Source organism: Dehalobacter sp. 12DCB1 (genome assembly GCF_004343605.1).
Classification (GTDB): Bacteria; Bacillota; Desulfitobacteriia; order Desulfitobacteriales; family Syntrophobotulaceae; genus Dehalobacter.
This window is the reverse complement of the sequence record NZ_POSF01000003.1, coordinates 1-11,930: the sequence shown is the minus strand read 5'-3', so window position 1 is coordinate 11,930 and position 11,930 is coordinate 1. Positions and strand designations below refer to the sequence as shown.

The window sequence follows — 11,930 nt, the reverse complement described above, 5'->3', positions numbered from 1 at the left end:
TTGTATATAATCTCATTAATCGCTGGCGAAATAAGGGGGTAAGAACATGGAAACAAATATGGAACCGATGGAAGAACAAAAAAGAGGAAGAGCAAAAGACCTGCTCTTTACAATTTTGATTCTTTTTCTTGCTTCAGCCCATATTTTTGTGATGCTTCAATCGGTAGGAATACTCAGGGCGGATCGCTGATTTTTCAGATTAGGGCAATCAATAACAAGCAGAGAATAATGATGGAGGAATGTAGAAATGAAGCATTTCGAGCTTGGAGAGTATAAAGGATTAAACCTCAAGTGTTTTGATACATCGGTTAAAGAGCATGAAATTAATAATGCTATGGATTATTTAGTAAACTTCTCGCAAGAAAGCGAAATTAATAAAAATAATGAGCCAATTGAATTAGGGGACTATGTACTCGTCGATATTGTTGGAGTGGAAAAGAATATATCAGTACCGGTGCTAAATGAGTGCGATTACCAGTTCAGGGTAGGCGACGATGGGCTGATATGTGAATTAAATGAAAACATACTGGGGAAGAAGTCGGGAGACAAAGTCATTTTTGATACCATAATAAAACCTATTTCTATTGATTCTCAAAAATATTGGGGACGTGAGATCACGTTTAACATTGATATCAAAAGGGTGTTTATAATTGAAAAGCCGGAACTGACGGAAGACATTATTCAGGAAATTGATCCAAGTCTGAAAACGCTACAGGACTTGAAGCAGAAACTGACTGAGAAAATCTTTGATGAAAAAAGGGCCAAAAAATGGGAAGCCAATATTAATATCGTATTTCAGGCGCTGATTGAGAAGAGTAAATATGAATTTGAAGAAGAAAGTCTAAATCAAGCAGCGGAAGATTTGTACAAGAAATTTGCCGAAGAACTCAAAAAAGCCGAAGGTATGGAACTGATCGTTTATTTAATTGGCAGGAAGATGTCGGCTGATGAATTATTGGAGGAATGTAAGGAAGAAGCGGCTAAGAGAATGATCAGGAATCGGATTTTAGACGCAGTGATTGAGACGGAAAAAATTGGACTTACAGCAGAAGAGCGCGGATATCTCGAAGATCGGTTGAGAAAAGATCAGGAAAGTGGGCAATCGTCTGAAATGTTTACTGACATCCATTTTGTGGAGACCCAGTATTTACGAAGAAAAGCAATGGATTTTTTGCTGAATGTTAATATGGTAAATTAAGAGATTCAGGACAAGAATACTATGCAATCCATATTTTTACGATTATTTCAACCTATTTTGTCAAAAAATCTGGACAAAGACCAAAAGTACTAATCTAGTTAACCCCATGGATTTTATTTCATGGGGTTTGTCTTTGTGCGACCATTTTCATGCCTTTCTGTAAACTGCAAATTTATTCATATTTACTTTGTGAACTGTATTTAGAAATACAATTTTCTTAGTATTATCATGGCAAGAATTGTATTCTAACAATGCTGAACTGCCTAAACTGCATGAATATCCCCACCTTACGATGTGTAATTATGCAAACATCTTATTTATCTTACATTTATTATAATAAATTCAGTCCAATTTATTATTTAATCTATAAGGAGGAGATCATACAAGTGGGGAACAACATTAACAGAAGGGACTTTTTTAAAGGCTCGCTACTTGGTGCAGCCGCGATAGCAGCAGCTTCCGCCAGTGTAGTAAAAGAAACAGTCAGTCCCATGGTAGCCACTGCCGCCGATATTGTGGCACCGGTTCAGGAAATTTCGGAATTTCCTTATATGGTGACTGAAAATTACAGGCGCTTTCCGTCAGATAAGCAGTTCTATCTAAGAGCGTTTGATCCTGAAGAGAACAAGAATCCTGTTAAATTTGTCATCGATGATGTTTCCAAGATTACCGGCAAGAAAGATTCGGGGAAAGACTTACCCCTGCTTAACGCCGAAAAAGCGGGAATCAAAGGCCGTGGAGCAACACTTACTGAAACAGCTCTTAGTTTTTATCAAGTGCATTACGTTCCTAACCCTCTCGAAAAGAGAGAGGGCTGGACTTTACTGGAACAAGCTTTATCTACCGCAGGCTGGTCGGTAGAACTGGATTATACCGGTTTTACTGCAATAGCTTCTGGCCCGGCTGGGATAATCCAACATTATCCCATCAATCCGGAGACCAATGAAATGGGCAAACAACCTGTATTTATCCAGGGATTGTTCAGTTGGGACAATTCATCGGTAGATGCCATGCGGCAGCAAGGCCAGCCATGGAAATTTAACTCCGAGGAAGAAGCTAGTAAAATTGTAAAAAAAGCATCCAAATTCCTCGGAGCGTCTCTCGTCGGAATCGCACCCTATGAGGAACGTTGGACCTATTCCAATTGGGCGAGGCCGAAATCTAAGCCCTTTACGTTTCCAGATGGCAGAACCCAATACTTGCCTTGGGATGTGCAAAAGTTTGCCTCGAGTCAGGGAGCAGAAGTTTATGGAAATGTTTGTTTTGACGCCGATTTTGAAAAATATGGAGGCTTTAAGCCGAAAAGTGTCATAGTAATTGCTATAGAGAAGGATTTTGAAGCAAGTCTTACCACTCCGTCAGTTATTGAAGATGCAAGCACGGGATTAGGTTACTCACACATGGGAGAAGTAGCCTATAAGATAGCTACATTCTTGAGGTTCCTTGGCTACTACGCTATCCCGTCAGGAAACGATACAGGTTTGAGTGTTCCGATGGCCGTCCAGGCTGGACTGGGAGAAGCAGGAAGGAACGGGCTCCTGATTACCCAGAAGTATGGTCCCAGGGTACGTATTGCCAAAATATATACTGATCTGGAAATCGCTCCTGATAAGCCGGTCAAGTTCGGGGTACGCGAATTTTGCCGCCTGTGCAAAAAATGTGCGGATGCTTGTCCCGGGCAGGCCATCTCCCATGAGAAAGAAGCCAAAGTCCTGCAACCGGAGGATTGTGGGGTATCCGAGAATCCATATACCGACAAATGGCATGTTGATGCTGTTAGGTGCGCTTCTTTCTGGGCTAATAATTGTACCTCCTGTTCAACCTGCGTAGGGGTATGCTCATGGAATAAGCTCAAAACATGGAACCACGATGTCGCCAGAATTGCAACTCAAATTCCATTGGTCCAGGATGCAGCCCGTAAGTTTGATGAATGGTTCGGCTACGGCGGACCGGTAAATGCAGACGAAAGAGTTTCATCGGGCTATATTACAAACAAGGTAAGAGACTTCTGGAATAATCCGGAGCCTATTCGATAATCATCTTTTGCTATCAAGTTTACCCATCGCTGATTGTCTGAGCCGAGGCTTTGAAAGGAGAAAAATTGTGAAAATTTTTGATGTGTTGATTTGGATGAGTTTGGGTGTAATATTACTACTTATTCAATACGGTATTTGGTGGTATTTGAAGGGCAAGGGAAAAGCTACCATACCCCTGCAGCTCTGTGGATTTCTTGCGAACTTTTTTCTGGTGTTTGCAATGGCTTGGGGATATTCCAGCTTTAAGGAACATGAATACCAAGCTATAGCCATGGGATTTATTTTCTTTGGAGGCACTGCCCTTATTCCTGCAATTATTACCTATAGGTTGGCTAACCTTAAAGCAAAGGCAACAAATAAGAAATCCGATACTATTGCACCTTAACAACATTGTAATAGTTTTGGGTTCGAATTGAACCAGATAGTATTTTCAGCTACTATCTGGTTCATCTTCGTAATATTCATAAATAGCTAAAGAGGATGACAACTGTGAATCCAAATAGAAATTATTAGGAGGAATGATAGAATGAGACAGTTCGAACTTGGACAATATAAAGACTTAAACGTCAAGCGTTTTGATACGTCAGCTGGAGAGAACGACATAAACCGAGCCATAGATTATATCTTAAATTCTTTTGACGAAATTGAAGAAGAAAAAAGAAATGAACCGATTGAAAAGGGTGATTACGTAATAATAGATATTGAAGCTATGGAAAAGGGAACATCTGTACCGGTTATAAGAGATTTTGGTTCAAAATTTAGAGTAGGCAGTGATGATGTATTACAGGAAATTACCACCAACCTTCTGGGAAAGAAGATGGGTGACACTGTAAATTTTGAGACGGTTATTCAGCCCGATGCCTTTGAATTTCAGCGTTTGTGGGGATGCATGATTACTTTTTCCATTAAAATTAAAAGCGTTCTTATTGAAAAGAAACCTGAACTGACTAAAGAATTTATTCAGAGAATAGAACCTAATGTAAGAAACTTGGAATACTTTGAAAAAATGTTGACAGAGAGGATCACCCAGGAAAAAAAGGTTAAGGAACGGGAGGCAAATCTTAATCTGGTGTTTCAAGCTCTAATTGAACGGTGCAAATATGAATTTGATGAGGAAAAATTAGATTTGGCGGCAGAAGATTTGTACAAGAAATTTACGGAAGAACTCAAAAATGTTGACAATATGGAACTAATGACTTATTTGATCCATAGAGGAATAACGGCTGACGAACTGCTGGCCGAATGTAAGGACGAAGCAGCCAGGAGAGTTATCAGAGAGCGTATTATCGATGCTGTGATTGAAAAAGAAGGTATTAGTCTGACAGCAGATGAAATCAGTTATCTAGAGGAACGAATAATCGATAAAGAGAACAATGGGCAGATTCCTGTGCAGTTTGATGACATCAATCTCTTACAGACGCAGTATCTGCGCCAAAAAGCAAGGGACTTTTTGCTTGATAATAATTTGAAACGTGAAATTTTTTAAGGTCCGCAAAATAATCTATGGCAATCTCTAAATTTCAAAATGTCCATTTTTAAGTAAAACTTGTCGGTAAAGCGGTTTTACCTTGAATCATTTCACGATCTAATTTATAATGATTTTGATTTAATAACCATGATATTGGAGTACCCTTTCAATTTCTTTGACTGGTTTTTCACATGAACAGTGATAACATCCTATTTTTGGTTGATTTGTATGACATCTTATTTTACCGAAAAACCAATGTTCACGGGATTTAGTTGTTACCTTTTTGTGTTTGACCGTTTTCTTATCGCACTGTTTTTTTCTTCATAACTTTTATGATTGGGTAAGGCGTGTTTTTCTTGAAATTTAAGCCTTTGGCTTTTTCACTTTAAAGGAGGTTATTGGGGTGGCTAAGGATGATGATACTTTGTCTCATCTTTCAAATTATCCCTGGCTCAATACAAGGAGGAGAATTATTGACTATATAAAAAAATTCAATCAACGCATGGTAGTCAAAAAGGGACAAGTATTTTTAGAATATGGAGAAGAATTGACAAACGTCTACTGTTTGGAAGATGGTTTGCTGGGAATTCGTTCTTTAGGTTTGAACGGCAAGCAAAGAACTCTTGGAATCTTAAGACCCGGGGGGATTTACGGCATTATCGATGTCGTTATGGGCTTTGAAAGCCCTCAATATGAAGTAAATGCTTATCAAGACACCACCTTATTTTATATCTCTAAAAAACAAACTCTGGAAGGTATAATATGTGATCCAATGTTAGCATTTGCTTATATGGAATGCTTGTGTGACATTATAGCTGTTTTAAATGACAGCGTAGAAAGTTCATCTTTCTATAGCCCAAAACAACAGTTATTATTATTTTTGCGCAATCTCTGTAAACTAAATCACATAGAAGATTACGGTTGGTACCGAGCTCAATACAGTTTTTCACATCAGGAAATCGCCGATATTATTGGTTCAACCCGCGAAAATGTAACAATGCATTTAAACAATCTCAAAAAAAGTGGATTAATCAAAATAACTCGTCGTCAGATATATTTTTGCAAAGACTTTGAGACTCGGATTCAATCGGAATTTCGTCATTATGGACTTAGGAACTGCTGATTTTAACTGATTTTGTCAAAGAATCTGGACAAAAAGCAAAAGTACTAATCTAGTAAACCCCATGATTTTATTTCATGGGGTTGTCTTTGTGTGCCCGACATGGGTACAACCTAACTACTCCATAATATTGTGTCCTGATACACCAAAGATCTCAAAATACAAGTCGTGATTTAAATTCATTCATATTTACTTTGTGAATTGTATTTAAAAATACAATTTTCTTAGTATTATCATGGTAAGAATTGCATCCTAACAATGCTGAACTGCCTAAACTGCATGAATATTCCTACCTTACGATGTGTAGTTATGCATACAGCTTGTTTATCTTGCATCAACTATAATAAATTTACCAAATATATTATTTATTCTATAAGGAGGAGATTGTACAAGTGGGGAACAACATTAACAGAAGGCTCGCTGCTTGGTGCAGCTGCGGTAGCAGCAGCTTCCGCCAGTGTAATGAAGGAAACAGTCAGCCCCATGGTGGCCACAGCCGCCGATATTGTGGCACCAGTTAAGGAGATTTCAGAAGTAGAAGGTATAAGTACAATTATATTAGTCATTATACTTTTTTAAATGGAGGAAAAAATTATATGGGAAAAAACATTAATAGACGAGGTTTCTTCAAAGCCTCATTGTTAGGTGCCGCTGCAGCTGCCGTAGCTTCGGCTACGGTTGCACAGGAAACAATGAGTCCCTTGGTTGCAGAAGCGGCTAACATTGTAGCACCTGTCAAAGAACTTTCCGAATTTCCTTATCAGGTTACGGATCAGTATCGGCGTTTTCCGGGCAATAAAATTTACTGGATGCGAATTTTCGATACTGAAGATAACAAGACGCCAATCAAATTTCTGAAGGATGACGTTTCCGAAATTACTGGTAAAAAAGATACAGGGAAGGACCTTCCCTTAATCAACGCAGAGTACCTCGGGATAAAGGGCAGAAGGGCAACATTATCTGAGACAGGCATTTCGTATTGGACTCAAAATGGCGGTTTCCTCGAGGGTCACCGTTCTAATCTAGTGGGTTGGACCCGACTGGAGGAAGCTTTGTCAGAGGGGGGCTGGTCGATAGAACTGGATTATAACGGATTAACATCGCCCGGAAACGGTCCAGGCGGATTAAATTGCCAATACCCTATTGATCCTAAAACCAACGAAAAGGCTAAAGAACCCGTATGGGTTCCAGGATTATTTAATTGGGACAATTCCGTGGCGGCAATGAGACGTCAGATGGGACAGCAATATAAATTTCAATCAACGGAAGAAGCAAGTAAAGTTGTTAAAAAAGCTACTCGTTTTTACGGAGCAAGCCTGGTTGGGATTGCACCCTATGACGACCGTTGGACCTATTCCAACTGGGCGAGGACAAGATACCAAGCGACCAAAGATGTGAACGGCGTAACTTCCTATTCTTCCTTTAACGTTCAAAAATTCATGACGAACAAGGAAGTAGAAGTATACGGACTTGATGTTTTTGAGGCCGATTGGGAAAAATACGCCGGCTTCACGCCAAAAAATGTGATTATATTTGCGATAGAGATGGATTACGAAGCTGCCCGTACATCTCCTTCACTTATTTCAGATGCCGCCGTAGGCAAGGGATACTCACGGATGGGAGAAATTGCTTACAAGGTCGCCACATTCATTAGAAATCTTGGGTATAATGCCATTCCTTCGGGAAATGATACCGGACTGAGTGTTCCTATTGCAGTCCAAGCGGGTCTAGGAGAAGCAGCAAGACACGGAATGCTGATCACCCAAAAATACGGACCCCGGTTACGTCTGGCTAAAGTATATACTGATTTAGATCTTACACCTGACAAGCCGATCAGTATCGGGGTTCGCGAGTTTTGCCGCCTTTGCAAAAAGTGTGCAGATGCTTGTCCAAGTCAAGCTATTTCTCATGAGAAAGAAGCACGTATTCAGACACCTGAGGAATCCGGTGATTCAATCGCTGCCTATACGGAAAAATGGCAAGTTGACCCTGGACGCTGTCTTTCCTGGATGGGATATAACGCGGGCTGTTCAAACTGTATTGCGGTATGTTCGTGGAATAAGATCAAGCAATGGAACCACGATGTAGCTAGAATTGCTACCCAAATTCCTTTGGTTCAAGATGCGGCGCGCAAGTTTGATGAATGGTTCGGCTACGGTGGCCCTGTGAACGCGGAAGAAAGAATCGAGAGCGGCTATTGCACGAACTTGGTAAAGGATTTCTGGAATAATCTTGATCCAATAAACTAAGGAGAGAAAAATTATGAAAATTTATGATGTGTTGGTTTGGATGAGTTTTGGTGTCATATTATTACTTATTCAATATGGTATTTGGTGGTATTTAAAAGGTAAGGGAAAAGCTACCATACCCCTACAGCTCTGTGGATTTCTTGCGAATTTTTTCCTAGTGTTTGCAATGGCCTGGGGATATTCTAGCTTTAAGGAGCATGAATACCAAGCCATAGCCATGGGATTTATTTTCTTTGGCGGCACTGCCCTTATTCCTGCAATCATTACCTATAGGCTGGCTAACCGCAGAGCAAAGGTAAAAAAAGAAAAAGCAGATGCTATTTCAGCTTAGAGATAAAGGTACGTTAAATCAAAGATAGAATTATCAATGTGTACAAATATTTAATGCAGACAAGAAAGCCACTTAATACTTCAATGGCATTAAGTGGCTTTTCTCAGTTTGGGTAACCATGATTAGAAGGCGTATATTTTGCAAATTGTAAAGCATTTAATAGGTACAATATTTTAGAAGAAGTATAATCATATCGGTTATTATATTTTTTAAAAGGGAGGAAAAATTGCATGGGAAATAACATTAACAGACGAGGCTTTTTGAAAGCCTCATTGCTAGGTGCCGCTGCAGCTGCAGTAGCCTCAGCTACGGTGGCAAAGGAAACATTTAGTCCCTTAGTAGCGGAAGCGGCAGACATTGTGGCGCCGGTTCAGGAATTGTCGGAATTTCCTTATAAGGTGACTGAAAATTACAAGCGTTTTCCGGCAGATAAAAATCTTTATCTGAGAGTTTATGAGCCGGAAGAGAACAAGAAGCCTGTTAAATTTGTCATCGACGATGTTTCCAAGATCTCCGGCAAGAAAGATACGGGGAAAGACTTACCCCTGCTGAACGCCGAAAAACTGGGAATCAAGGGCCGTCCGGCAACACTTGTTGAAACAGGTCTTAGTTATTATGCCAGGTATTACGGACCTGATTCCCCCATAAATGAAGATGGTTGGACTTTACTGGATCAAGCTTTTGCTGCCGCAGGATTTTTTTTGGAAAAGGATGCTAGCGGATTTACTGCAATAGGTTGTGGCCCGAGTGGTATCATTCAGAGATATCCCATAGATCCGGCAACTAATGAGTCCTCTAAGCAGCCGGTATTTGTTCCGGGATTATACACTTGGGACAGTTCATCGGCATTAGCCCTGCAGAAGCAAGGGAAGAACTGGAAGTTTAAATCCCCGGAAGAAGCCAGTAAAATCTTCAAAAAAGCATCAAAATTACTCGGAGCGGATCTCGTCGGAATTGCACCTTATGACGAACGCTGGACTTATTCCCAATGGGCAAGGCCGAGACAAAAGGCCTTTACTCTTCCGGGTGGCAGAACGGCATATTTGCCATATAATAAGACAAAGTTTCTCGCGACTAAGGAAGCAGAAGTTTACGGAAATGATATTTTTGAGGCCGACTTTGTAAAATATGCAGGCTTTAAGCCAAAAAGTATCATAACATTTGCTGTAGAGATGGATTATGAATCAACCCTTGCCAGTCCGTCAGCTATTGCTGATGCAAGTACGGGTTTAGGTTACTCAAACATGGCAGAAGTGGCTTATAAAATAGCGGCCTTCCTGAGAAATCTTGGTTACGGCGCTATTCCTTCAGGAAACGATACAAGTTTGACGGTTCCGATTGCTGTCCAGGCCGGACTGGGAGAGGTAGGTAGAAACGGACTCCTGATTACCCAGAAGTATGGTCCCAGGGTACGTATTGCCAAAGTCTATACTGATCTGGAAATTGCTCCTGACAAGCCGGTCAAGTTCGGAGTGCGTGAATTTTGCCGTCTGTGTAAAAAGTGCGCGGATGCTTGTCCCGGACAGGCCATTTCCCATGAGAAAGAAGCCAGAGTCATACAACCGGAGGATTGCGGTCCATCCGAGAATCCGTATGTTGAAAAATGGCATGTTGATGCTGCCCGGTGTAACTCTTTCTGGGGCCTTAACTGTACCAGCTGCTCAAACTGCGTAGCGGTATGCTCGTGGAATAAGCTCAAGACATGGAACCACGATGTCGCCAGAATCGCAACTCAAGTGCCAGTGGTACAGAATGCGGCCCGTAAGTTTGATGAATGGTTCGGTTACGGTGGGCCGGTGGATCCTGACGAAAGAATTTCATCGGGCTATGTCACAAACAAGGTAAGAGACTTCTGGAATAACCCGGATCTTATTAAATAATCGTCTTTTGTTATTAGTCAATATCCATCATTCAATGTCTGAAAACAAGGCTTTGAAAAGGAGAGAAAAATTATGAAAATTTATGATTTGTTGATTTGGATGAGTTTTGGTGTAATATTATTGCTTATTCAATACGGTATTTGGTGGTATTTAAAGGGCAAGGGAAAAGCTACCATACCCCTGCAGCTCTGTGGATTTCTTGCGAACTTTTTCCTGGTGTTTTCAATGGCCTGGGGGTATCAAAGCTTTAAGGAGCATGAATACCAAGCCATAGCCATGGGATTTATATTCTTTGGCGGCACTGCCCTTATTCCTGCCATCATTACCTATAGGCTGGCTAACCGTGGGGCAAAGGCAAAAAAAGAAAAAGCAGATGCTATTTCAGCTTAGAAGCATACAAAAAGGTACGTTAAATCAAAGATAAACACAAATGACCATTGAGGTTAAAATAATCTACGACAAACAAGAAAGCCACTTGATATCTTCAAGGGTATTAAGTGGCTTGCTTCCTTGACTCATTAATCTAAAGGACAGCAGGGGATAAAAAATGAAAGGGAAAAAGAGAAATCTAGAGTTTTATTATTTGTTTTTTTTATCCATAACAGCCATTGCAGCAATTATTTATAGCGTTTTTTGGGCGGACCAGGCTGTGGATTACAAGGCACTGATCCAAGAAAACATTTCAGGTGTCACGTCGATCGAGAAAATCATTGGAACGAAACCCGCTTATAAAGTGGAAGCGGCGGGAGGATGTTACTATGCGGTTTGTGATTCAGCGATGGGGTATCAGTCAAAAGTTGAAACCATGAGTATCATCGATGAAAAAGGTATGGTGGAAAAAGTACTGGTCACAAAGCAAGGCGAGACTCCGGATTTTTTTGAAAGGCTGTATAAGCAAGATTACTTTAATAGCTTTAATGGTCTTTCTGTTAAGGAACCGATTTATCTGGGAGGGGCTTCCGGTTATTCTGGCTACTTGGCCGGTAATCAGACAACCAACTACATCGATCGGATAAGCGGTTCAACCGTTTCTTCGCATGCGGTGGCTGAAGCTGTTAACGGGGGGAACTTATACCTTTCCAGGCAGATCTTTAACACAGCATGGACTAATCCATATGATGTGTTCCAACTTACCTGGAAGGAATTAGCGATGATTGTGATGTACCTCATCGCGCTAGCAGGAGTTTATGTCAAAAAATTGGTCCGTATAAGGATCTGGGTTCTACTGGTGAGCATCGGTGTATTGGGACTTCTCATCAACCAATTTGCAACGGCCAATTTGTTGTTTTCCCTGATCCATTTGCAAATTCCCGGGATAACCAACATTAAATGGTATGTGCTTATAGCCGGGTCATTGGGATTTATCATTTTCTTAGGGAAAAATCTATACTGTGCCTGGATTTGCCCTTTTGGGGCCGCACAGGAGTTTCTTAACAAAGTAGCAGGTTTCAAACCACTGGGAATATCGCAGCCAGTGATAAAAAAACTTAAGTTAGTTCCATCGACTATTCTGTGGGTTGCCCTCATACTTGGGACCTGTTTAGGAAACTACGGGACACTGGATTACCAGCCTTTTGGTGCACTTTTCCTGTTAAAAGCCACGTGGGTGATATGGCTGATGCTGCCTGTTTTCTTATTTATGAGTTTA

At 40.7% G+C, this 11,930-nt stretch carries 12 protein-coding genes; all 12 read left to right on the top strand.

Translation table 11 applies throughout. From position 1 onward, the window contains the following. Positions 1 to 46 precede the first annotated feature (46 nt). Positions 47 to 190: a hypothetical protein gene (locus C1I38_RS13970; protein WP_165904963.1), complete on the top strand. Its 144-nt coding sequence runs from the start codon at positions 47 to 49 to the stop codon at positions 188 to 190. Positions 191 to 247: 57 nt separating this feature from the next. Further along, positions 248 to 1,198, top strand: coding sequence for a trigger factor (locus C1I38_RS02530; protein ID WP_119774622.1), 951 nt, complete (start codon positions 248 to 250; stop codon positions 1,196 to 1,198). 386 nt (positions 1,199 to 1,584) lie between these two features. Beyond that, the gene (locus tag C1I38_RS02525; protein ID WP_243103621.1) at positions 1,585 to 3,234 is read left to right on the top strand and encodes a reductive dehalogenase; all 1,650 of its coding nucleotides are present in this window, start codon (positions 1,585 to 1,587) and stop codon (positions 3,232 to 3,234) included. A gap of 67 nt (positions 3,235 to 3,301) precedes the next feature. After that, complete coding sequence (locus C1I38_RS02520) at positions 3,302 to 3,619, top strand: tetrachloroethene dehalogenase (protein ID WP_119774624.1); 318 nt, start codon at positions 3,302 to 3,304, stop codon at positions 3,617 to 3,619. 141 nt (positions 3,620 to 3,760) lie between these two features. Beyond that, on the top strand, positions 3,761 to 4,720 hold the full coding sequence (locus C1I38_RS02515; protein WP_119774625.1) for a trigger factor: 960 nt from the start codon (positions 3,761 to 3,763) through the stop codon (positions 4,718 to 4,720). 385 nt (positions 4,721 to 5,105) lie between these two features. Next, positions 5,106 to 5,825, top strand: coding sequence for a Crp/Fnr family transcriptional regulator (locus C1I38_RS02510; RefSeq protein WP_243103622.1), 720 nt, complete (start codon positions 5,106 to 5,108; stop codon positions 5,823 to 5,825). A gap of 381 nt (positions 5,826 to 6,206) precedes the next feature. Continuing rightward, positions 6,207 to 6,401: a hypothetical protein gene (locus C1I38_RS02505; RefSeq protein WP_119774626.1), complete on the top strand. Its 195-nt coding sequence runs from the start codon at positions 6,207 to 6,209 to the stop codon at positions 6,399 to 6,401. Positions 6,402 to 6,418: 17 nt separating this feature from the next. After that, positions 6,419 to 8,071 carry a reductive dehalogenase gene (locus C1I38_RS02500; RefSeq protein ID WP_119774627.1) on the top strand — a complete coding sequence of 551 codons (1,653 nt, stop codon included), beginning with the start codon at positions 6,419 to 6,421 and terminating at the stop codon, positions 8,069 to 8,071. A gap of 13 nt (positions 8,072 to 8,084) precedes the next feature. Then, positions 8,085 to 8,402, top strand: a complete 318-nt coding sequence (locus C1I38_RS02495) for a tetrachloroethene dehalogenase (RefSeq protein ID WP_119774628.1) — start codon at positions 8,085 to 8,087, stop codon at positions 8,400 to 8,402. 230 nt (positions 8,403 to 8,632) lie between these two features. After that, a complete protein-coding gene (locus C1I38_RS02490) occupies positions 8,633 to 10,282 on the top strand; it encodes a reductive dehalogenase (protein ID WP_119774629.1) in 1,650 nt (549 codons plus the stop codon). A 72-nt stretch (positions 10,283 to 10,354) separates the two neighbouring features. Then, positions 10,355 to 10,672: a tetrachloroethene dehalogenase gene (locus tag C1I38_RS02485; protein WP_119774630.1), complete on the top strand. Its 318-nt coding sequence runs from the start codon at positions 10,355 to 10,357 to the stop codon at positions 10,670 to 10,672. 157 nt (positions 10,673 to 10,829) lie between these two features. Next, on the top strand, positions 10,830 to 11,930 hold a 1,101-nt coding region (locus tag C1I38_RS02480), incomplete at its 3' end, for a 4Fe-4S binding protein (protein WP_132102067.1).

Coding starts and splice junctions, on each gene's coding strand:
- C1I38_RS02530 (WP_119774622.1), top strand. CDS start 248: ATGAAGCATTTCGAGCTTGGAGAGTATAAAGGATTAAACCTCAAGTGT.
- C1I38_RS02500 (WP_119774627.1), top strand. CDS start 6,419: ATGGGAAAAAACATTAATAGACGAGGTTTCTTCAAAGCCTCATTGTTA.
- C1I38_RS02515 (WP_119774625.1), top strand. CDS start 3,761: ATGAGACAGTTCGAACTTGGACAATATAAAGACTTAAACGTCAAGCGT.
- C1I38_RS02485 (WP_119774630.1), top strand. CDS start 10,355: ATGAAAATTTATGATTTGTTGATTTGGATGAGTTTTGGTGTAATATTA.
- C1I38_RS02490 (WP_119774629.1), top strand. CDS start 8,633: ATGGGAAATAACATTAACAGACGAGGCTTTTTGAAAGCCTCATTGCTA.
- C1I38_RS02495 (WP_119774628.1), top strand. CDS start 8,085: ATGAAAATTTATGATGTGTTGGTTTGGATGAGTTTTGGTGTCATATTA.
- C1I38_RS13970 (WP_165904963.1), top strand. CDS start 47: ATGGAAACAAATATGGAACCGATGGAAGAACAAAAAAGAGGAAGAGCA.